Genomic DNA, 20340 nt, shown 5'->3' with positions numbered 1-20340 from the left:
TAGGTGCTCGGCCAGAGCGGCCAATAGCTATAATTTCACGCCATGGAAAACAATTTCAAGAGCATCGCACTCATCGGCAAGTACAACAGCGCCAGCGTCGGCAACGATGTCCAGCGACTGGCCGAATTCCTTGCCGAGCGCGGCCATCAGGTTTGGACCACGTTGCACACGGCCGACAATTGCCAGATCCGCAGCATCAAGACCGCCCCCCTGGTGGATCTGGCCAGCCGCATGGATCTGGCCATCGTCCTCGGCGGCGACGGCACGATGCTCAACGTCGCCCGCGTGCTAGCCAACCATCCGGTGCCGATGATCGGCGTCAACCTGGGCCGTCTGGGCTTCCTGGCGGACGTCTCGCTCGACACCATGCTGCCGACCCTGGATGAAATGCTGGCCGGCCAGTATGTCGCCGAGGACCGCATTATGCTGGAATGCCACATCGAGCGCCGCGGCGAATTGTTCGACACCGCCTATGCCTTCAACGATGCCGTGGTCAGCAAGGGCAATACCGGCCGCCTGATTGAATTCGAAGTCTATATCGACGACAAGTTCGTCTACAGCCAGCGTGCCGACGGCCTGGTGCTGGCCACCCCGACCGGTTCCACCGCCTATGCCTTGTCGGCCGGCGGGCCGATTATGCACCCCACGCTGGAGGCCTTCGTCCTCACCCCGGTCTGTGCCCACACCCTGTCGGCCCGGCCGATTGCCGTGAACAGCCGCTCCGAGATCGAGATCAACCTGATCCATGCCGACGATGCCCGTGCCCATTTCGATGGCCAGCGCCATCAGGGCATGCTGGTCGGCGATCGCCTGGTCGTGCGCCGGGCCAAGAACACCATCCGCCTGCTGCACCCGGCCGACCATAATTACTACGATACCCTGCGTGAAAAACTGCACTGGGGCGAAAAGCTCTAAGTCGCTGGGCACCGAAAACTACGTAGTTCTACGTGGTTTTGCTTAAAAAAGCGGCAACCCCTAAGCAGTCTTCCCGATCCCACTCTCGCAATCCTCCCGATTAATTGCCTGTCCAGCTTGGCATACAGTGCAGTCATGCGGTTTGAACGAGCAATGTGCCGCAGGGTTGCTTGGTTGGAAACAAGTTCAAGTCAAAGCCGACCAAGATTGCCGTAAGCCACGTTCGAGATAGGGCAAGCGACGGATTCAGGACCCAGGCACATGTGCATCGTCAACGGAAGCGAATGGACTCCCACCCTATTTGCACGAAAGCTCGACGGCTGTGCAAATAGTTTCGGCCGGCGGCTTTTTCGCCGGCCTTCTTCTTTTCCCAGCAGGCGGGAAATCACGCATCGATTTCCCGCCGCATCCCGCCTCCGCACGGCTGGCCGCAAACATCCAACCCGCTGTTGTCGCCTGGAGTCGGTCGTAGACCACGACTGATTGCCAAGCCTGTTCCAGCTCGGCCGTATCTGGAAATTCGCCGGCAGGCGCTTTATTCTCGCAATCTTCGTATTCGCCAGAATAAAGCCCATAACGGCATGCTGCGTTCCCTCACCATCTCGGATTTCGTCTTGGTCGACCGGCTCGAACTCGAATTCGGTCTCGGTTTTTCCGTGCTGACCGGCGAGACCGGCGCCGGCAAATCCATCCTGCTCGATGCCCTCGGCCTGGCCTTGGGCGGCCGGGCCGATGCCGGCATGGTGCGTGAAGGCGCAGACCGGGCCGAGGTCGTGGCCGAGTTCGACTGCGGGCCTGAGTTGCAGGCCTGGCTGGTCGAGCGGGAACTGGAAGGCGATCCCGACACCTGCCTGCTGCGGCGCACCCTGGATGCCGGCGGCCGCTCCCGGGCCTTCATCAACGGCCGGCCGGTAACTCTGCAGCAGCTGAAGGAGGCAGGCGAGTGGCTGGTCGATATCCACGGCCAGCACGCCCACTACTCGCTGCTCAAGCCTGCCCTGCAGCGGCAGATTCTCGACCGCTACGCCGGCGCGGAAAAGAACGCGCGGGAGGTGGCCCAGGCCTACAAGGCCTGGATGGAGGCGGCTGAGCGGCGGCATCAGGCCGAGCAACAGGCCCAGGAACGCCAGGCAGAGCGCGATCGCCTGCTCTGGGTGGTCGAGGAACTCTCCGCCCTGCGCTTCAGTGCGGAGGAATGGCTGGGCCTGCAGGAATCCCATCAGCGCCTGGCCCACGCGGCGGAACTGCTGAGCGGCACCCAGCAGGTGAATGCCGCCCTGGCCGGGGACGAGGCCGGCATCCTGGCCCTGCTCAAGACGGCGCAACACAAGCTGGCGGGCCTGGCCGAGATCGACCCGAAACTGGCCGAACCGCTCAAGCTGCTGGATTCTGGTCTGATCGATCTGACCGAGGCCGTCCATGAACTGACCCGCTATTGCGACCGCCTGGAACTCGACCCGGCCGCCCTGGCCCAGGCCGAGGCGCGGATCGCCGCGGTGACCTCGGTCGCCCACAAATTCCGGGTGAAGCCGGCGGAATTGCCGGAATTGCTGGCGCGCTCGCAGGCCCAACTGGCGGAGTTGGAGCAATTGACCGACCCGGCCGCCCTGGCCGAGGCGGAGCGGGCCGCCGAGGCGAGCTGGCGCAAGGCGGCCGCGGCCCTGAGCCGCTTGCGTCAGGCCGGTGCAGAGAAACTCGCCCGGGCGGTGACCCAGGCCATGCAGGGGTTGGCCATGAAGGGCGGCCGTTTCGCCGTGGTGCTACAGGACTGCGCGCCTGGCACCCACGGCCAGGAAGAGATCGAGTTCCAGGTCAGCCCGCACAGCGGCCAAGGGCTCAATGCCCTGGCCAAGACCGCCTCCGGCGGTGAGCTGTCGCGTATCGGGCTGTCGCTGCAGACCGTACTGTCCGGGGTCAGCGGCACTCCGACCCTGATCTTCGACGAGGTCGATGCCGGCATCGGCGGCGGCGTCGCCGAGATCCTCGGCCGCATGCTGGCGGCGCTGGGGGCCGAGCGGCAGGTGCTGTGCGTCACCCATCTGCCCCAGGTCGCGGCCTGTGCCGGCAGCCATTATTCGGTGAGCAAGGCCAAGAAGGCCGGTGCCGTGGTGTCCCAGGTGCGGCAGCTGAAGCCGGCGGAGCGGGTGGATGAGGTGGCCAGGATGCTGGGCGGCGTGACCATCACCGAGACGACCCGGCGCCACGCCGAGGAGATGCTGGGCGGTTAGCCCTTGGCCTTCGGCCGGTTGGGGCAGTCGGGCTTGACGCAGTCGACGTAGAGATAGAGGGCGTGCTCGTGCAGGGCGAAGCCGTGGTCGGCCGCGATCTTCTGCTGCCGTTGCTCGATCTCCGGGTCGTAGAACTCTTCCACTTTGCCGCACTGGACGCAGACCAGGTGGTCGTGATGGCTGCCCTGGTTGAGCTCGTAGACGGCCTTCTCGTTGTCGAAATGGTGGCGGATCAGCAGGCCGGCCTGCTCGAACTGGGTCAGCACGCGATAGACGGTGGCCAGGCCGACGTCGACGCCGTCCTCCTTGAGCAGGTGGTAGACGTCGTCAGCCGTGAGATGACGCTTGTCCGCGGTCTCGAACAGGTTGAGGATCTTGAGCCGCGGCAGGGTGGCCTTCAGCCCCATGGTTTTCAGTTGCTCAGTGCTCATGCGTGTGACGACTCGATGCGTTGCACGCTATCATAGCGCGCTTGAACCCTAATACCTATTCGCCCATGCGCTACGCCATTTTGCTTGCCCTGCTGCTCACCGGCTGCAGCTGGACCGAGAAGATCGACCTGAAAAAGCCGATCGAGGCCCTCCAGCCCTACAAAATGGACATCCAGCAGGGCAATGTCATCACTCAGGACATGATCGCCAAGCTCAAGCCCGGCATGACCCCGTCCCAGGTGCGTTTCGCCCTGGGCTCGCCGCTGGTGGTCGATCCTTTCCGCAACAATCGCTGGGACTATGTCTATCGCCTGGAAAAAGGCGGCAAGCTGGTGGAGGCGCGGCGGATCACGGTGGTGTTCGAGAACGATGTCCTGAAGGGCATCGAGGGCGACGTCACCGCCTTGCCGGCGGCGACTAAACCGGCAGAGGCGCAGCCCCAGCCGGCCGTGGCCCCGATCCCCGAAGCGGAGAAGAAATGAGCCAGAGTATCGTCATCGCCGGTAGCAGCGGCCGCATGGGCCGCGCCCTGCTCGAGGCCGTCGCCGCCGCCCCCGACCTGCGTCTGGGTGCCGCCCTGGAACGTGCAGGCAGCCCCTATCTGGGTAAGGATGCCGGCGAGCTGATCGGCGGCCATTTCGGCGTCACCGTCAGCGAGGATGTCGCGGCTGCGCTGAAGCAGTCCCACGTCCTGATCGATTTCACCCGGCCCGAGGCCACCTTGCGGCATCTCGATGCCTGCGTGAAGGCCGGCGCCGGCCTGGTCATCGGCACCACCGGCTTCGACGATGCCGGCAAGCAGGCGATCCGCCGCGCCGCCGAATCGGTGCCGGTGGTGTTCGCGCCCAACATGAGCGTCGGGGTCAATCTCACCTTCAAGCTGCTCGATATCGCCGCCCGCATCCTGAACGAGGGCTTCGACATCGAGATCGTCGAGGCGCATCACCGGCACAAGGTCGACGCCCCATCCGGGACCGCCCTGCGCATGGGCGAGGTGTTGGCCGAGGCCTTGGGCCGCGACCTCAAGACCTGCGCCGTCTACGGCCGGGAGGGCGTCACCGGCGAGCGCAACCCCAATACCATCGGTTTTGCCACCGTCCGCGGCGGCGACATCGTCGGCGACCACACCGTGATGTTCGCCGGCATCGGCGAGCGGGTGGAGATCAGTCACAAGGCCAGCAGCCGCATGACCTTCGCCCTGGGCGCCCTGCGTGCCGCCCGCTTCCTGGCCGGGCGCAAGAGCGGCCTGTTCGACATGCAGGACGTGCTCGGCCTGCGGTGAAAGCATCCGCGCAGCGAACCCCGTCCCCCTCTCCCGCAAGCGGGAGAGGGCAGGGGTGAGGGGACGCCAGATACAGACAATCAAGCCGGACGATCCCGGCTTGATTTTTTTTCGGCCGGCCCCACCTAGCGCACGACCCAATCGTTTAGAGTTGTTTGGAGCACATCATGACCGAGAACGTCAAAGAAACCCTGGGTTTCCAGGCCGAGGTGAAGCAGCTGCTGCACCTGATGATCCACTCCCTGTACAGCCACAAGGAGATCTTCCTGCGCGAGCTGATCTCCAACGCCTCCGACGCCGCCGACAAGCTGCGTTTCGAGGCCCTGAACGACGCCGCCCTCTACGAGAACGACACTGACCTGCGCATCTGGCTGTCGGTCGACAAGGCCGCCCGCACCCTGACCCTGCGCGACAACGGCATCGGCATGAGCCGGCAGGAGGTGATCGAGCACATCGGCACCATCGCCAAGTCAGGCACCAAGGAGTTCTTCAGCCGACTCACCGGCGATCAGCAGAAGGACAGCCAGTTGATCGGCCAGTTCGGCGTTGGTTTCTATTCCAGCTTCATCGTTGCCGACAAGGTCACTCTGACCACCCGCCGCGCCGGCCTCACCCAGGAACACGGTGTGCGCTGGGAATCGAGCGGGGAGGGAGATTACACCCTGGAGACGGTCGAGCAGGCCCGGCGCGGCACCGAGATCGTGCTGCACCTGAAAGAGGGCGAGGACGAGTTTCTCGAAGAATGGCGCCTGAAGAACACCATCCGCCAGTATTCCGACCACGTGGCCATCCCCATCGTCTTCGTCAATGAAAAAGGCGAGGAAGAGATGGTCAACCGCGCCTCCGCCCTGTGGGCGCGGCCCAAGAGCGAGCTGAGCGACGATGACTACAAGACCTTCTACAAGCACGTCGCCCACGACTTCGAAGACCCGCTGGCCTGGACCCATGCCCGGGTCGAGGGGCGCCAGGATTACACGGTGCTGCTCTACGTGCCGGCCCACGCGCCGTTCGACCTGTGGGACCGCGAGGCCAAGACCGGGGTCAAGCTCTACGTGAAGCGGGTGTTCATCATGGAAGACGCCCGCCGCCTGATGCCGAGCTATCTGCGCTTCATGCGCGGCGTGATCGACGCGGCCGATCTGCCGCTCAACGTCTCGCGCGAGATCCTGCAGCAGAGCCGGGACATGGAGGCGATCCGCGCCGGCTGCGTGAAGAAGGCGCTCGACCTTTTGGCCGACCTGGCCGAGAACGACAAGGAGAAGTACGCCAAGGTCTGGGAGCATTTCGGCCTGGTGCTGAAAGAGGGCGTCGGCGAAGACCCGGCCAACAAGGAGCGCATCGCCAAGCTCTTGCGCTTTGCCACCACCCAAAGCGACGAGCCGACCGTGTCGCTGGCCGACTACGTCGGCCGGATGGCGGCCGGCCAGGACAAGATCTACTACCTCACCGCCGAGTCCCTGGCCGCGGCCAAGGCCAGCCCGCACCTGGAGATCTTCCGCAAGAAGGGCGTCGAGGTGTTGCTGCTTACCGACCGGGTGGACGAATGGGTGGTGGCCAACCTGTTCGAGTTCGACGGCAAGCCCTTGCAGTCGGTGGCGCGCGGCGAGGTCGATCTGTCTGCGATCAAGGCCGCCGAGGAAGACAAGCCGGAAGAGCCGGCCAAGGCGGAAGAGGCCAAGGCGCTGGCCGAGAAGCTGAAAGAGGCGCTCGCGGGCAGCGTCAAGGACGTGCGGGTCAGCCGCCGCCTGGTCGATTCCGCCGCCTGCCTGGTGGCCGACGAGCACGACATGAACGCCAACCTGGCGCGCATGCTGAAGGCCATGGGCCAGAAGACACCGGAGACCAAGCCGATCCTGGAGATCAACCCCAATCACCCGCTGGTGCAGAAGCTGGAGACCGAAACCGGCACCCGCTTCGACGACCTGGCCCGGGTGCTGTTCGACCAGGCCCTGCTGCTCGATGGCGGCCAGATTGCCGACCCGGCCGGCTTCGTCAAGCGGCTGAACGGGCTGCTGTTCCCGGCTGGCTGACACGCTTTCCCTCATCCCCAGCCCTTCCCCCGGAGGGGGAAGGGGGCTGTTCCCCTCTCCCACCGGGAGAGGGGTAGGGGTGAGGGAACGGCGTAACTCCTTGTCTAACTCGGCCGGGCGGTGATCGCCAGAAAACCGCCGAACGGCAGTCGGGCGGGTAGCACCCGCTCGACGGTCCGGGCCAAGCCGCCGCCATCCGGCAGAAACACCGCGCTGCCATGGCGAACCTCACTTACGTTCAATTTACCCAGCAAGGCCCGCGCCTCGCCCAGGCTATGCCAATGCGCGCCGCGATAACCACCCTGGCCGCCGTGCCGGCCCTTTTGCCAATACAGCAGGCTGTGCCGGTTGAGCAGGCCGAGCACGATGCGCTGGCGCGCCACTCGCGCCATCTCCTTCACGAACGCCAGTTGGTCCTCGACGAAGCAGAGCGAGGTCACCGCCACTGCGGCGTCGAACTGCTTGTCGGCAAACGCCAGGCGTTTGCCGTCGCCGGTGAGATAGGCTTCCATGCCATAGGCGTGCGCCTGGGCATAGGCGATGCGTTCGGGATCGGGGTCGATGCCGGTCACGCCGTAGCCGGCCTGGGCGAAGCGGCGGGTGAACTGGCCGGTGCCGCAGCCGATGTCGAGCAGGCTCGCCCCGGGCGGCAGGTCGAGTAGCCTCAGGAGCAGGGCGAACTCGGTCTCGGCCACCCAGCGGCCGCGCGGCGTGGCATACCAAGCCTCGTAGCTGGCGGCGTCCATATCAATCAGCCGGGTTCAGCCGTGGGTGCGTCTCTTCACCATAGAACCAGACGATCGCACCCGAGACCAGCATGGCGCCGGCAGTGAACCAGAAGCCGGCGGCGATGCCCCAGGCGGCGGCCACCACGCCGAGCAGCAGGGCGCCGATGCCGTAGCCCAGGTCGCGCCAGAAGCGATAGATGCCGATGGCCGAGCCGCGCCAGTTGGGATGGGCGATGTCGGCCACCGCGGCCGAGAGGTTGGGGTAGAGCAGGGCCATGCCGAAGCCGGTGACGGCCGCGCTCAGCACCCACCAGGTCACGTTGTCGCCGAGCAGGGTCAGCGCCACGCCCAGGCCGCACAGCCACATGCCCCAGACGATGGGCTTTTGCCGGCCGATGTGGTCGGACAGCTTGCCGGTGAAGAACTGCGAGCCGCCCCAGACGAAGCCGTAGACGCCGACCACCCAGCCGATGGCGGCGAGATTCAGGCCTTGCTGGTAGAGGAAGACCGGGTAGAACACCCAGATCAGGGCATCGACGAACTTCTCCACCAGCCCGGCCTGGCTGATCGCGAACAGCCGCTTGTCGCGCCAGGACATCAGGGTGAACACCTCCCAGGTGGTCGGCGTGTCGGCGATGTTCTGCGGGTAGCGCGGCGTCGGGCCGCTGGTCTTGCCCGCGGCGTGGCGCGCGCCTTCGGCCTTGGCATGGCCCAGGGTCTCCCTGACCCAGATCGCGGTCAGAACCAAGGCGACGACGATGACGATGCTGCCGAAAATCATCAGGCCCTGGCGCGGGCCGAAGGCCGCCGCCATGTAGCCGGTGGCGATGCCGGCGACGGCGACGCCGACATAGCCGGCGAACTCGTTCAGGCCGATGGTCAGGCCGCGCTGGTCGGGCCGGGTGAGGTCGAGCTTGGCGGTCTGGGTCATCGACCAGGTGAAGCCCTGGTTGATGCCGAGCAGCACCGTGGCGGCGACGATCCACTCCCAGGTGGGTGCGTAGAGGATCATCAAGGGGATGGGCAGCGCCGAGGCCCAGCCCAGCAGCAGCACGGTCTTGCGGCCCAGGCGCTCGGACAGCCGGCCGGCGACGAAGTTGAGCGTGCCCTTGACGAAGCCGAAGGCGACGACGAAGGTCATCAGCAGCATGAACGAGCCCTTGGGCACGCCGAACTCAGTCTCGGCCAGGGCCGGCACCACGGTGCGCAGGGTGCCCAGGGTCAGGCCGACCAGGAAGACCTGAAACAGCTGATGCGAGAACTGCGCCAGGTTGGCCTGGATGCCGTAGCGATAGTCGTGAGTCATCGCCGTCATCGTCAGCCCGCCAGGTTGGCGGCGATCATGCGGTCCATCTCGGCCGGGCGTGGCGGAATCTCGGCGGTCAGGGCGGCGACGAAGTCGGCGCGGCTCATGGCCAGCATCGGGTTCCAGCGCCGTTCAAATCCGATGGTCGAGGCCGGCTTGCCCGAGATGCCGGCGCCGCAGACGCTGCCGGCGACGTGGCCGGCATAGATCTCGACTTCGCCCGGCAGGGTCATGAGCTTGCCCTGGATGCTGTCGTAGAGCTGGCCGGCCATCTCCACTTCCTTGCCGGCCAGGTCGGGCCGGCCGGCGGCGCCGACGAACAGGGTATCGCCGGTGACCACGAACCAGGGGGCCTCCGCGCGGCGCTTGTCGGTGACCAAGAGGCAGATCGAATCCGGTGTATGGCCGGGGGTGTGCAGCACGTCGACATGGACATTGCCGACCTCGATGCGCTGGCCGTCCTTCAAGGCCTCGAAGGGAAACTTGACCCGGCCCTGGTTGCTCTCGTGCAGGCAATAGGCGGCGCCGGTCAGCTCCGCCAGCTTGCGCCCGCCCGAGTAGTGGTCGGCGTGGACGTGGGTGTCGATGACGTGGGTGATCTTCACATCCTGCTTGGCGGCCTCGTCGATGAACCACTGCTCGTCGCCCAGGACCGGGTCGACCGCGATGGCGACATGGCAACTGCCGCAGCCGAACAGGTAGGACAGGGTGGCTTCTTGGGTGGCGAGTTGACGGAAGAACATCGGCCTTTCTCCTCAATTATTCAAATGAGCTTTGTAATATAAGGAAAAACAAGGGGCTAAAGCAAGCCCAAGGGCCTGGTTCGGACCTACCAGCAGGGGGAAAGGTCTAGCGCGGGGAGCGGTAGAGGTTGCCGCGGTGGAGGGGGAAGTGACCCAGGCGGCGGTCGTGGAAGTAGTGCCTGAGGGTCTCTTCCACGGTGCGGAAGGCGATCTCGCCCCAGGGGATGTCGGCCTCGCTGAACAGGCCGACCTCGAGCGATTCCTCGCCGGGGGCGAAATCGAGATCGAGCAGCCGGGCCCGATAGAGCAGATAGACCTGGTTGATGTCGGGCAGGCTGATCAGGGTGTAGAGGTCGAGCACCTCGACCCGGGCGCCGGCCTCTTCCAGGGTCTCCCGCGCCGCGCCCTCGTCCACCGCCTCGCCGTTTTCCATGAAGCCGGCCGGCAGGGTCCACAGGCCGTACTTGGGTTCGATCGCGCGGCGGCAGAGCAGCACCTGGTCTTCCCAGATCGGCAGGCAGCCGACCACCATCTTCGGGTTTTGGTAATGGATGGTGTCGCAGTGGCGGCAGAGATAGCGCGGGCGGTTGTCGCCCGGCGGGATTTCGAAGCTGACGGGGGCGCCGCAATGGCTGCAAAAATTCATGACGAGGGCAGGGCTGAGGGTCGATGGAAGTTAACAAACTGGGCCGGGGGCGTAAAGCGCGGGTTAGTATTGCGTCCTTCGAACAATACGGATGCGCAGGAGATTCTTGAATGCTGGAAGCCAGCTCGTTGCAGGAACTGGGGGTGTTGCTGGTCGAGCCTTCGGCCATGCAGGCCAAGCTCATCAACGGCCAACTGATCAAGCAGGGCATCGCCCATGTCCACACCGTCGACTCGGCCCAGGCGGCGATGCAGGCGATCCGCCGCGAGATGCCCTCGCTGGTGATCAGCGCCCTCTACCTGCCGGACAAGTCCGGCATCGAGCTGCTCTACGATATCCGCAACGACGCCGATCATGCCGGCCTGCCTTTCATCCTGGTCTCCAGCGAGACCCGGCCTCAGGTGCTGGAGCCGGTGCGCCAGTATGGCGTCTGCGGCATCCTGCCCAAGCCCTTCAGCGAGCAGCAGCTCGGCGCCGCCCTGAATGCCACGCTCGATCTCTTGAGCCGGGATGCCCGGCTGGAGCAGTTGGATGTCGACCTGGAGAGCGTGCGCGTGCTGCTGGTCGACGACAGCGCCATGGCCCGCAAGCATATCCGCCGGGTGCTGGAGACCATGGGCATCGACAACTTCCTGGAGGCGGCCGACGGCACCGAGGCGGTGCGGCTGCTCAACGACAACATGGTCGACTTCGTGATCACCGACTACAACATGCCGGAGATGGACGGTCGCGCCCTGGTCGAATACATCCGCAGCCAGAGCTGGCAGAACTCGGTGCCCGTGCTCATGGTCACCAGCGAGGCCAACAACGAGCGCCTGGCCGGCATCGAGGAGTTCGGCATCGTTGGCATCTGCGACAAGCCGTTCGAGCCGGGCACGGTGAAGCAGCTGCTGGCCAATCTGCTCAAGGGGCACTGAGCCGGCACGCACGTGTATCCCCGCTATTACGCCCTGCGCCGGCTCAACCCCTATCGCGGCGTCATCCAGGTGATCGACGCCGGCGAGGCCATCGCCCACAGCTACGACGGTCTCACCTGGCATCTGCGCGCCGACGACGGCTACGGCTGGGTGCGGCCGACCGGGGTCTGGATCGAAGGCGAGGGGCTCAAGCTCGGCCAGGCGAAGGGTCAGGGCGACATCCTCGCCGCGCTGGAAGCCCGGCCGGGCCTGCCGTTTCCCCTGGCCGACCACGCAGAGCTCTGGCTGCTCGACAAGGAGACCGGCCTGCCCCTGGCCCTGCTCGGCGCCGAGCGCGCCAGCCTGCATGCGCCGGGCTCGATCGAGCCGGAGTGGCATCCCTTCGTGTTGTCCTACACCGGCTTCCGTTCCGAGGCCTTGGCCGCCCACGAGGCTGGCGATGCCAAGGCCGGCGCTGCGCATCGCGACACCCTTGCCCGCATGGTCAATCACCGGGCGCGGCCGCACCCAATGGCCCAGTGGTTTCTGCGTGACGCCGCCGGAACGGGCGAGGGTCTCGAAGGCTTGCGCCTGGAACCGGGCTGGCAGGGCCGCCGGCTGCCGGCCGAGGCCTTCCCCGAACTGCTCGTGGCGGAAGCCCTGAATAGCCGACTGGAACGCTCGGTTATTAACGATTATCATCTGTGGCTCGCCCCGCTGCTGCTGTTGCTGCCGAGGCTGTCCGATGCCGCGCGCGAGCGCCTGGAGGTCGCGGCGATGGCCCGGCCGCGCTGGCTGCTCAAGGTGCACCGCCTGCTGCCCAAGGTGCTCGACGCCGACCGGCTCAAGGCCACCTTGGTCGCCGCCAGGCTGGAGGCCGCCGCGGCGGACGGGGAACCGGATTTTTTTGCGAACTGAACCATGCGTCCATCACACATCGAAACCATTCTCGACCGCGAATTCGAAAGCTGCATCGAAGGCATCCACACCCCCGTCATGCTCTGGGGCCCGCCCGGCGTCGGCAAATCGCAGATCATCGCGGGCATCGCCCAGCGCCATAACGTACCCCTGATCGACATCCGCCTGTCGCAGATGGAACCGACCGACCTGCGCGGCATCCCGTTCAAAAGCGGCGACACCGTGAAGTGGTCGGTGCCCGACATGCTGCCCGACGCGGTGCGCCACGGCGAGAAGGGCATCCTCTTCCTCGACGAGATCAACGCCGCGCCGCCCACGGTTTCCGCCGCCGCCTACCAGCTTATCCTGGATCGCAGGCTGGGCGAGTACGCGATCCCCGAGGGCTGGGCCATCTTTGCCGCCGGCAACCGCCAGGGCGACCGCGGCGTCACCTACGCCATGCCCGCGCCCTTGGCCAACCGCTTCACCCATTACGAGGTCGAACCCAACCTCGACGACTGGATCTCCTGGGCGCTGGAACACGGCATCAACGACCGGATCATGGGCTTCCTGCGCTTTAGGCCCGATCTTCTGTTCGACTACGACCCGGCGCACAACCCGGTCGCCTTCCCCAGCCCGCGTTCCTGGGAATACGTGCACCGTGCCCTGGCCAAGTTCATGAACCGGCCCGACCTGATCACCGACGCCCTGCAGGCCTGCGTCGGCAATGCCGTGGGGGTCGAGCTCAAGGCCTTCATCGACAACATGGAAAACCTGCCGGACATCGATGCCATCCTCGAAGGCCAGGAGACGGGTGTGCCCAAGGGCATCGACCTGCAATACGGCGTCGCCGCCGCCCTGGTGCGGCGTGCCCGGGAGGCGGCCAACCAGCCCAAGGCCCTGGCCAATATCCTCAAATACGCCAAGCAGTTCCCCCAGCGCGAGATGGGGGTCATGCTGGTCACCGACCTGCACCGCGCCGTGGGCAAGCCCTTGTTCGCCGTGCCCGAGTTCGTCGAGTGGGCCAACAGCGTGGCCGAGCTGATGCTGTACGACTTCAAGCCGACTACTTGAATTGATTCCCTCTTCCTTTGGGAGAGGGGGAGAACGTATGAGCCAGGACACCTCCGCCATCGAGACCAAGCTCGCCGCGGCGCGCACGCGGCTGATCCTGGACAAGCCCTTCCTGGGCTCGCTGGTCATGCACCTGCCGCTCAAGGCGGCCGACCCCAAGTGGTGCAAGACCACGGCCACCGACGCCCGCGCCTTCTACTACAACGCCGACTACATCGCCCGGCTCACTCTGGAGCAGACCCAGTTCGTGCTGGCGCACGAGGCCATGCATTGCGCCCTGTCGCACTTCGCCCGGCGCAACCACCGGCAGAAGCACCGCTGGGATGTCGCCTGCGACTACGCGGTGAACATGATCCTCGACGACGAGCGCATGCCGCCGCCGGATGAGGCGTTGATGAACGCCGCCTACCGTGGCCTCACCGCGGAGGAGATCTATCCGCTGCTGCATGAGGACCCGCCGGAAGAGACGATGGACCAGCATCTGTTCGACCAGGAGAACGACACCCCGCCACAGAGCGAGGGCGAGCCGGAAGGACGCGACACCGGCGCGGGCGAGCCGCGCGAGGCGCAGTCGGGCGAGACCGAGGGCGAGCAGGACACCGGGAGCCAGGGCGGCAGCCAGGGCCGGGACAAGAACGACCAGCCGGGCCAGGGCCAGCAGGCCCAAGCCCAGGAAAGCCAGGACAGCGGCGAGGCGCAGAGTGATCTTCAGGAGCAGCCACCGCCGCCGCCCATGGACCCGGACAAGCTGTCCGAGCAGTGGAAGAGCCGGCTCGCCGCCGCCGCCCAGGCCGCGCGCCAGGCCGGCAAGCTGTCGGCTTCGCTCATGCGTTTCGTCGACAACCTGCTGGCGCCGCAATTGCCCTGGCGCGCCTTGCTCGCCCGCTACATGATGAACGCCGCGCGCGACGACTACAGCTTCCAGCGCACCTCGCGCCGCGAAGGCGAGGCCCTGATGCCGCGGCTCTACAGCCAGAGCGTCAACGTCGTGGTCGCGCTCGACACCAGCGGCTCGGTCACCGACGAGGAGCTGCGCGAATTCCTCGCCGAGATCGACGCGCTCAAGGGCCAGGTGCGGGCCGAGATCACCCTGCACGCCTGCGACGACAAGCTGGCCGAGGCCGGCCCCTGGCGCTATGCCATGTGGGAGCCGGTCACCCTGCCGGCCGAGGTGGCCGGCGGCGGCGGCACCGACTTCCGCCCCGTGTTCGACTGGGTCAACCGCGACCGGCTGAGCCCCGACCTGCTGGTGTACTTCACCGACGCCGAGGGGGCGTTCCCCGAGCAGGCGCCGCCATATCCCGTGGTCTGGCTGGTCAAGGGCAAGGCCCCGGTGCCGTTCGGCGTGCGCATCCAGCTCAATTGAAGGTCCGCTAGCACAAACATTTGATGCACTCGGGCCGCGGCCGGCCGATAATCCCGCCATGCCGAAAACCCTCCGCCGCCTGTTCCTGGCCCTGAGCCTGGCCTTGAGCGCCGCCGCCTTCGCCGCCGGCAGCGAGGTTGTCATCCCGGTCCCCTCCGGCGCCGAAATCCACAGTGCGCGCTATGCCGCCCAGGGCCAGACGCTCGCCGTCTTTCTCACCGGCGAATTCGGCTGGAGCGAATACGAATACCAGGCCGGCGCATACCTGGCCGGGCAGGGCATCGAAACCTGGGTGGCCGATGTCATGGGTGCCTATTTCCTGCCCCAGGGCATGAGCCAGGTGCGCAAGCTGCCCGATGCCGATCTCATCGCCTGGCTGGAGCGGGTACAAAAGCTAAGCGGCAAGCGCGAGATCGTGCTCATCGCCACCGCGCACATGGCGCAGCCGGCCCTGCGCCTGGCCCGGCTCTGGCAGGCGCAATACGCCAAGCGGGCCACGCTGCGCGGCGCGGTGCTCTTGTTCCCCCTGCTCTACGAAGAGGTCGAGCCCGGGCAGGAGCCGGTGTACGACCCCGTCGTGCGGCAGGCCCGGCTCGACATCGCCTATCTGCAGCCGCAGTCCTCCGCCGGCTACTGGTGGCGCGAACGGCTCAAGGCCGCGCTGGAATCTTCCGGCAGCCGGGTTCGGCTCACCGTATTGCCTGGCCTGCGCGACGGCTATTACCGGCGCGGCGACGCCACGCCGGAGGAGCTCGCCGAGGGCGGCAAGCTGGGCGAGCTGCTGCACGGCCAGATCGAGGCTTTGAGGAAAGGACGCCAATGAAACGCCTGCTGTTCGTCTTGCTGTTGACCCTGCTTACCGGGCCGGTCCTGGCCAAGGGCCTGAAGCCGCTGACGCCGCGGACCGCGCCGCAACTGGCCTTGCCCGCGCTCGACGGCGGCCGGTTCGATTTTCAGCAACTGCGCGGCAAGGTGGTGCTGGTCAACTTCTGGGCCACCTGGTGCCCGCCCTGCCGGCAGGAGATGCCGTCCATGCAGCGGCTCGACGACAAGCTAGCGGGCCGGCCCTTCGCCATGCTCGGCGTCAACGTCGGCGAGGCCCGGGCCCAGGTCAACGCCTTCCTCAAGATCGTGCCGGTCGGCTTCCCCATCGTGCTCGACGAGAAGGGCAAGCACCTGGAGGCCTGGCAGGTCTTCGCCTTCCCCACCAGCTATCTGGTCGACAAGCAGGGCCGCATCCGCTACGGCCTGTTCGGCTCCATCGAATGGGACGAGCCGGAGGCGGTGCAGGTGATCGAGGGGCTGCTGGCCGAGTGATGGCCTTGGGCGATTGTTCGTCATACCCGCGAAGGCGGGTATCCAGTTCTTGAATTTGGCTGGGCTCCCGCCTGCGCGGGAGCGACGAAACAGGTATGAATCAGGAGTTCTTCACAGCTTGCGCGCATCATAGGCCCAGTGCAGCAGGGCCTGTTTCTGCCGGCGTCGGCAATTGGGGTCACCCGCCAGGCAGTTCTTCTTGATCTGCGCGATGTGCCGGCGCACCGCCTTCCAGCGCTTGATCTGCCGCTCGTCGTCCGGGCAGCGGCGGCCCATGTAGTAGCGGCAATACCACTGAAACCAGCCGCGCGGGTCTTCCTCGTAAATCCAGCCCTTGCGCCGCCACTCCGCGAGCGATTGCGAGGCATCCACGCCGAAGAAATTGAGCTTGGGGTTACGCCGTTCTGGCGAGAGCTTGGCGTTTTCGAACCAGTCGGCCGGAAACTCGGCGGCGCAGTCGGTCATGTACTTGCCGCCGAACACGCCCATCGCCAGCATCTGCTTTGGCGTCAGTTCCGGCTTGAACTCCGGGTGGAAGTTCTCGCCCATGGGTTCGGTCAGGGTGTAGCTGTAGCCCTGCTGCATCCGGTCGTTGACTACGATGCGTTTGTTAGATGTTGGCATCTGGCGGATGTTACCGTGATTACCGGGAGCTGCCACAAACCTGGAAATCAGCTTGTGCGTGCCGGTTCCGCATGCAGCCTTGCGCCGAGCGCCTTCATCACTTTCATGACGGTATCGGTGAGGTATTCGGCGAAGGTTTCTTCATTGCCCAGGTAGGCCGAGGCATCGAATGGGGTGAGGTTTTCTGGCATGGCTGGTACCGATCAACCTTTGTACTTCCGCACCATGCCCACCACCACGCCGAAGATCTCCAACTGGCCTTTGGGCCGGATGATGGGGTAGGCCGGGTTGGCCGGTTTCAGCACGTAATCGCCTCTATCTCTCTCCAAGTATTTCAGCGTGAATTCGTTGTCGACGATGGCGACGACCAGGTCGCCGGCGTTGGCCGAGGGCCGGCGCTCGACCACCACGATGTCGCCTTCGTGGATACCGGCGTCGATCATGGAGTCGCCCTTCACCCGCACCAGCACCGTGCGCGAGGGGTGCTCGATCAGGTATTCGTCGATGGTCAGGCTGGCGGTGCCGGTGTCGGCCGGGTGGGGCAGGCCGGCGCGCACGGCGGAATCGGCCAGGGTGCGCTCGAAGAAGCGCGGGCCGGGTTTCAGCCGCTTGTCCGGCGTGGCCTCGAGAAAGCCGGCCAGCTTGAGCCGGGCGACCAGGGCGGCGACCGAGGATTTGGATTTCAGGCCGAGCATTTCGCCGATGGCGGAATAGGGCGGGAAGACCCGGTGTTCGGCGTAGTAGTCCTGCAGGTTGTTCAGGTAGTCGGTGTCGTTCGACATTTTGGGCACCTCGAAAAGCGGTGTCCCAACCTTATCGAACGATGGTTCGTCGCGTCAAGAGGGCTTGCGCCAGGCGGCGTTCAGGGCCGCTGGGGCCGCCAGCGCTTGAGCAGCAGCGAGTTGCTCACCACCGAGACCGAGGACAGGGCCATGGCGGCGCCGGCGATCACCGGGTTGAGCATGCCCAGCGCGGCGAGCGGCAGACCGAGCACGTTGTAGATGAAGGCGAAGAACAGGTTCTGCCGGATCTTGTCGAGCACGGCATGGGAGAGCGCCACCGCCTGCACCACGCCCATGAGGTCGTCGTGCATCAGGGTGATGTCGGCCGCCTCCAAGGCGATGTCGGTGCCCGAGCGCATGCCGAAGCTGACGTCGGCGCTGGCCAGGGCCGGAGCATCGTTGATGCCGTCGCCCGCCATGCCGACCACGCGGCCATCGGCCTTGAGTGCGGCCACGACGGCCGCCTTGTCCTGCGGCAGCACGCGGGCGCGGAATTCGGCAATGCCGGCCTCTGCGGCGATGGCGGCGGCGGTCGCTTCCTGGTCGCCGGTGAGCATGACCACCTGGATGCCGCGTGCCTGCAAGGCGCGCACGGCGGCCTTGGAGCTGGGGCGCAACCGGTCGGCGAAGACGAGTTGGCCGAGGAGTTTGGAGTCATCGGCGAGGGCGACGGTGATGGTGGCCGCAGTCGCTCTTCCCTCACCCCGGCCCTCTCCCGGAGGGAGAGGGGGCAATTCACCCCTCCCCCCCTGGGGGAGGGGGTGAGGGAATGTTTCTTCAGGGCCCTGAGCGGTTTCCAATACCCAGTCCAGCCGCCCCAAGCGCAGTTCCTTGCCTTCCACACGACCACGCACACCTTGCCCCGGAATGTTCTCAAAGGTGTCGACCGCGGGCAGCGCAATGCCGCGCGCCCGGGCGGCATCGAGCAGGGCCTGGGCCAGCGGATGGGTTGAGCCCTGTTCCAGCGCGGCGGCCAGGCGCAGCAGGTCGGCTTCTTCCATGCCGGCCGCGGCATGCAGTTCGACCAGGGCCGGCCGGCCTTCGGTCAGGGTGCCGGTCTTGTCCAGCGCCAGCACCGAGAGTCTTTCCGCCCGCTCCAGGGCGGAGGCCGAGCGCACCAGGATACCCAGTTGCGCGCCGCGGCCCAGGCCCACCATCAGCGCGGTCGGCGTGGCCAAACCCAATGCGCAAGGGCAGGCGATGACCAGCACCGCCACCGCGGGGATCAGGCTCGTGCCGAGCTCGCCGCTGTAGATCCACCACCCGGCGAAGGTGAGCGCGGCCAAGGTGACCACGGCCGGCACGAACACGGCGGCGATGCGGTCGGCCAGTTTCTGGATCGGCGCCTTGGAGCCCTGCGCCGCCTCGGTCAGGCGCACGATCTCCATGAGCTGGGTCTGCGCGCCCACGCCCTCGGCGCGGATCTTCAACATGCCGTCCAGGTTCTGGGTGCCTGCATAGACCCGGTGCGTTGCGCTGGGGCGATTCGTGACCTGGGTTCCCTCACCCCTAGCCCCTCCCCCGAAGGGGGAGGGGAACGAACCCCCCTCTCCCATTGGGAGAGGGGTTGGGGGTGAGGGAGTGAATGGGATACCCACTTTACTGACTGGCAGGCTCTCGCCGGTGAGCAGGCTCTCATCCACGCTCGAGGCGCCTTCGACCACCACGCCGTCGACCGGGATGCGCTCGCCGGCGCGCACCAGAACGAGGTCGCCGACCTTGAGCGCGGCGATGTCGATCTCGATGGTTTCGCCGTCGCGCTCGACGCGGGCGGTCCTGGGTTGCAGGCCGATGAGCTGCTCGATGGCGGAGGAGGTCCTGGCCTTGGCCCGCGCCTCCAGCAATTTGCCCAGACGCACCAGGGCGATCACCGCGGCGCCGGCCTCGAAATAGAGATGACCATCGGGGTCGAACAACAGCACGAACACGCTGTAGAAATAGGCGGCGCTGGTGCCCAGCGCGATGAGCACATCCATGTTGGCGCCGCCGCCGCGCAAGCTGTGATAGGCGCCGGCGTAGAAGCGCCAGCCGGCCCAGAACTGCACCGGCGTGGCCAAGAGCCATTGCAGCCAGCCGGGCAGCCAGGCCGCGTGGCTGCCGGAAAACATCGTCGCCATCTGCGCCAAGAGGGGCAGGGTGAGGGCGGCGGAGACGGCGAAGGCGATCACCTCGCGCCGGTATTCCGCCGCCTGGCGCGCCTTCGCCTCGGCCCGCGTCGCCTCGGTGATCGGGCAGGCCGAATAGCCGGCCTTGTGCACCGCGGCGATCAGGTCGTCGAGGGTAACGAGCCCCGGCGTGTAGTTCACCCGCGCCTTTTCGGTGGCGAGGTTCACCCGCGCCTCGACGCCCGGCAGGCGGTTGAGCACGGTCTCGATCCGCGTGGCGCAGGCGGCGCAGGTCATGCCGGAAAGGCGCAGGTCCAGGCTCTGCGGCGCCACGGCGAAGCCGGTCTTGGCCACCTGGGCGACGATGGCTTCGGCGCTGGCTTGCGCCGGGTCGTATTCCACCCGCGCGCGCTCCGCCGCCAGGTTCACCGCCGCGTTCACGCCCGCCAGCTTGTTCAGGTTGTGCTCCAGGCGGGTCGAGCAGGCCGCGCAGGTCATGCCGGCGATGGGCAGTTCGAGGACTTTCTTCTCGGCGAATTGGCTCATGCTTGTTTGGCCTGCTGGCGACGGATCTTGGTGAGTTGGTCGATATAGTTCGACCCCCATTTCTGCAAAGACTTCAGGATCGGCTCCAAAGTTCGGCCGAATTCGGTCAGCGAATATTCCACCTTGGGCGGTACTTCGGCATAGACCTTGCGCACGACGATGCGGTCGGCCTCCAACTCGCGCAACTGCCGGGTGAGCATGCGCTGGGTGACATCGGGCATCAGCCGCATCAGTTCGTTGAAACGCTTGGTGCCGCCGAGCAGGTGGAACAGGATGACGCCCTTCCACTTGCCGCCAACCACGGCCAGGCAGGCCTCGACCGGACAGCCGAAATCGCAATCGTAGCGTTTGTGTTTGAGGGCCATGTTCGCTTTGCCTTGGTATACAAAATGTAACTACATCACAGAAATGTGCATTCTTACGT

General features: G+C 66.2%; 21 protein-coding genes. 11 read left to right on the top strand and 10 right to left on the bottom strand.

From position 1 onward, the window contains the following. The first annotated feature begins 42 nt into the window (after positions 1-42). Positions 43-915, top strand: a complete 873-nt coding sequence (locus EL388_RS08165) for an NAD(+) kinase (protein ID WP_126462183.1) — start codon at positions 43-45, stop codon at positions 913-915. Positions 916-1496: 581 nt separating this feature from the next. After that, positions 1497-3143, top strand: a complete 1647-nt coding sequence (gene recN, locus EL388_RS08160; protein WP_126462180.1) for a DNA repair protein RecN — start codon at positions 1497-1499, stop codon at positions 3141-3143. Here the strand turns inward: recN and fur are convergent. Beyond that, entirely contained in the window at positions 3140-3574 is a 435-nt protein-coding gene (gene fur, locus EL388_RS08155; RefSeq protein WP_126462177.1) for a ferric iron uptake transcriptional regulator, read from the bottom strand. The genes recN and fur overlap by 4 nt on opposite strands. Positions 3575-3615: 41 nt before the next feature. Here fur and EL388_RS08150 point away from each other — a divergent pair, with 41 nt between their 5' ends. The 3 genes from EL388_RS08150 to htpG all read left to right on the top strand — a co-directional run bounded on the left by EL388_RS08150 (position 3616) and on the right by htpG (position 6886). Next, a complete protein-coding gene (locus EL388_RS08150) occupies positions 3616-4056 on the top strand; it encodes an outer membrane protein assembly factor BamE (RefSeq protein ID WP_232019065.1) in 441 nt (146 codons plus the stop codon). Next, positions 4053-4856, top strand: coding sequence for a 4-hydroxy-tetrahydrodipicolinate reductase (gene dapB, locus EL388_RS08145; protein WP_126462174.1), 804 nt, complete (start codon positions 4053-4055; stop codon positions 4854-4856). Before EL388_RS08150 ends, dapB begins: the two co-directional genes overlap by 4 nt. A gap of 167 nt (positions 4857-5023) precedes the next feature. After that, positions 5024-6886, top strand: a complete 1863-nt coding sequence (htpG, locus tag EL388_RS08140) for a molecular chaperone HtpG (RefSeq protein WP_126462171.1) — start codon at positions 5024-5026, stop codon at positions 6884-6886. Between the two features lie 104 nt (positions 6887-6990). Here the strand turns inward: htpG and EL388_RS08135 are convergent, their stop codons facing one another. The 4 genes from EL388_RS08135 to EL388_RS08120 form a co-directional block, all read right to left on the bottom strand. Beyond that, positions 6991-7632 carry a class I SAM-dependent methyltransferase gene (locus tag EL388_RS08135; RefSeq protein ID WP_172599390.1) on the bottom strand — a complete coding sequence of 214 codons (642 nt, stop codon included), beginning with the start codon at positions 7630-7632 and terminating at the stop codon, positions 6991-6993. Position 7633: 1 nt separating this feature from the next. Then, positions 7634-8929, bottom strand: a complete 1296-nt coding sequence (locus EL388_RS08130) for an MFS transporter (RefSeq protein WP_126462165.1) — start codon at positions 8927-8929, stop codon at positions 7634-7636. Positions 8930-8931: 2 nt separating this feature from the next. Further along, on the bottom strand, positions 8932-9663 hold the full coding sequence (locus tag EL388_RS08125) for an MBL fold metallo-hydrolase (RefSeq protein WP_126462162.1): 732 nt from the start codon (positions 9661-9663) through the stop codon (positions 8932-8934). 106 nt (positions 9664-9769) lie between these two features. Next, positions 9770-10309 carry an NUDIX hydrolase gene (locus EL388_RS08120; RefSeq protein ID WP_126462159.1) on the bottom strand — a complete coding sequence of 180 codons (540 nt, stop codon included), beginning with the start codon at positions 10307-10309 and terminating at the stop codon, positions 9770-9772. 110 nt (positions 10310-10419) lie between these two features. Between EL388_RS08120 and EL388_RS08115 the strand changes: the two genes are divergently transcribed. Genes EL388_RS08115 through EL388_RS08090 form a run of 6 tightly spaced genes read left to right on the top strand, consistent with a single transcriptional unit; the run spans position 10420 to position 15859 of the window. Next, entirely contained in the window at positions 10420-11226 is an 807-nt protein-coding gene (locus tag EL388_RS08115; RefSeq protein ID WP_126462156.1) for a response regulator, read from the top strand. Between the two features lie 12 nt (positions 11227-11238). Then, a complete protein-coding gene (locus EL388_RS08110; protein ID WP_126462153.1) occupies positions 11239-12123 on the top strand; it encodes a hypothetical protein in 885 nt (294 codons plus the stop codon). Positions 12124-12126: 3 nt separating this feature from the next. Continuing rightward, positions 12127-13176, top strand: coding sequence for an AAA family ATPase (locus EL388_RS08105; RefSeq protein ID WP_126462150.1), 1050 nt, complete (start codon positions 12127-12129; stop codon positions 13174-13176). A 37-nt stretch (positions 13177-13213) separates the two neighbouring features. Then, on the top strand, positions 13214-14542 hold the full coding sequence (locus EL388_RS08100) for a vWA domain-containing protein (protein WP_126462147.1): 1329 nt from the start codon (positions 13214-13216) through the stop codon (positions 14540-14542). A 58-nt stretch (positions 14543-14600) separates the two neighbouring features. Continuing rightward, the gene (locus EL388_RS08095; RefSeq protein WP_126462144.1) at positions 14601-15365 is read left to right on the top strand and encodes a hypothetical protein; all 765 of its coding nucleotides are present in this window, start codon (positions 14601-14603) and stop codon (positions 15363-15365) included. After that, complete coding sequence (locus EL388_RS08090) at positions 15362-15859, top strand: TlpA family protein disulfide reductase (RefSeq protein WP_126462141.1); 498 nt, start codon at positions 15362-15364, stop codon at positions 15857-15859. The genes EL388_RS08095 and EL388_RS08090 overlap by 4 nt, the downstream gene beginning before the upstream one ends. Before the next feature lie 111 nt (positions 15860-15970). On the opposite strand, the gene EL388_RS08085 is transcribed toward EL388_RS08090, so the two are convergent. The 5 genes from EL388_RS08085 to EL388_RS08070 form a co-directional block, all read right to left on the bottom strand. After that, positions 15971-16483, bottom strand: a complete 513-nt coding sequence (locus tag EL388_RS08085) for a hypothetical protein (protein WP_126462138.1) — start codon at positions 16481-16483, stop codon at positions 15971-15973. Between the two features lie 47 nt (positions 16484-16530). Further along, complete coding sequence (locus EL388_RS13840) at positions 16531-16674, bottom strand: hypothetical protein (protein WP_165919100.1); 144 nt, start codon at positions 16672-16674, stop codon at positions 16531-16533. A gap of 12 nt (positions 16675-16686) precedes the next feature. Then, complete coding sequence (locus tag EL388_RS08080; RefSeq protein WP_126462135.1) at positions 16687-17265, bottom strand: LexA family protein; 579 nt, start codon at positions 17263-17265, stop codon at positions 16687-16689. 80 nt (positions 17266-17345) lie between these two features. Further along, complete coding sequence (locus EL388_RS08075; RefSeq protein WP_126462132.1) at positions 17346-19916, bottom strand: heavy metal translocating P-type ATPase; 2571 nt, start codon at positions 19914-19916, stop codon at positions 17346-17348. Further along, positions 19913-20281: a winged helix-turn-helix transcriptional regulator gene (locus EL388_RS08070; RefSeq protein ID WP_126462129.1), complete on the bottom strand. Its 369-nt coding sequence runs from the start codon at positions 20279-20281 to the stop codon at positions 19913-19915. Before EL388_RS08070 ends, EL388_RS08075 begins: the two co-directional genes overlap by 4 nt. Positions 20282-20340: the final 59 nt, after the last annotated feature.

The sequence above is a fragment of the Sulfuritortus calidifontis genome (genome assembly GCF_003967275.1).
GTDB classification, from domain to species: Bacteria; Pseudomonadota; Gammaproteobacteria; order Burkholderiales; family Thiobacillaceae; genus Sulfuritortus; species Sulfuritortus calidifontis.
This window is presented reverse-complemented; position numbering and strand designations above follow the sequence as displayed.

What these genes read in the sequence shown, in the direction of transcription:
- EL388_RS08085 (WP_126462138.1), bottom strand. Translation starts at nt 16,483, where the DNA reads ATGCCAACATCTAACAAACGCATCGTAGTCAACGACCGGATGCAGCAG.
- EL388_RS08075 (WP_126462132.1), bottom strand. Translation starts at nt 19,916, where the DNA reads ATGAGCCAATTCGCCGAGAAGAAAGTCCTCGAACTGCCCATCGCCGGC.
- EL388_RS13840 (WP_165919100.1), bottom strand. Translation starts at nt 16,674, where the DNA reads ATGCCAGAAAACCTCACCCCATTCGATGCCTCGGCCTACCTGGGCAAT.
- EL388_RS08125 (WP_126462162.1), bottom strand. Translation starts at nt 9,663, where the DNA reads ATGTTCTTCCGTCAACTCGCCACCCAAGAAGCCACCCTGTCCTACCTG.
- fur (WP_126462177.1), bottom strand. Translation starts at nt 3,574, where the DNA reads ATGAGCACTGAGCAACTGAAAACCATGGGGCTGAAGGCCACCCTGCCG.
- EL388_RS08130 (WP_126462165.1), bottom strand. Translation starts at nt 8,929, where the DNA reads ATGACGGCGATGACTCACGACTATCGCTACGGCATCCAGGCCAACCTG.
- EL388_RS08100 (WP_126462147.1), top strand. Translation starts at nt 13,214, where the DNA reads ATGAGCCAGGACACCTCCGCCATCGAGACCAAGCTCGCCGCGGCGCGC.
- EL388_RS08080 (WP_126462135.1), bottom strand. Translation starts at nt 17,265, where the DNA reads ATGTCGAACGACACCGACTACCTGAACAACCTGCAGGACTACTACGCC.
- EL388_RS08120 (WP_126462159.1), bottom strand. Translation starts at nt 10,309, where the DNA reads ATGAATTTTTGCAGCCATTGCGGCGCCCCCGTCAGCTTCGAAATCCCG.
- EL388_RS08105 (WP_126462150.1), top strand. Translation starts at nt 12,127, where the DNA reads ATGCGTCCATCACACATCGAAACCATTCTCGACCGCGAATTCGAAAGC.
- EL388_RS08070 (WP_126462129.1), bottom strand. Translation starts at nt 20,281, where the DNA reads ATGGCCCTCAAACACAAACGCTACGATTGCGATTTCGGCTGTCCGGTC.
- EL388_RS08090 (WP_126462141.1), top strand. Translation starts at nt 15,362, where the DNA reads ATGAAACGCCTGCTGTTCGTCTTGCTGTTGACCCTGCTTACCGGGCCG.
- EL388_RS08165 (WP_126462183.1), top strand. Translation starts at nt 43, where the DNA reads ATGGAAAACAATTTCAAGAGCATCGCACTCATCGGCAAGTACAACAGC.
- recN (WP_126462180.1), top strand. Translation starts at nt 1,497, where the DNA reads ATGCTGCGTTCCCTCACCATCTCGGATTTCGTCTTGGTCGACCGGCTC.
- dapB (WP_126462174.1), top strand. Translation starts at nt 4,053, where the DNA reads ATGAGCCAGAGTATCGTCATCGCCGGTAGCAGCGGCCGCATGGGCCGC.
- EL388_RS08135 (WP_172599390.1), bottom strand. Translation starts at nt 7,632, where the DNA reads ATGGACGCCGCCAGCTACGAGGCTTGGTATGCCACGCCGCGCGGCCGC.
- htpG (WP_126462171.1), top strand. Translation starts at nt 5,024, where the DNA reads ATGACCGAGAACGTCAAAGAAACCCTGGGTTTCCAGGCCGAGGTGAAG.
- EL388_RS08095 (WP_126462144.1), top strand. Translation starts at nt 14,601, where the DNA reads ATGCCGAAAACCCTCCGCCGCCTGTTCCTGGCCCTGAGCCTGGCCTTG.
- EL388_RS08115 (WP_126462156.1), top strand. Translation starts at nt 10,420, where the DNA reads ATGCTGGAAGCCAGCTCGTTGCAGGAACTGGGGGTGTTGCTGGTCGAG.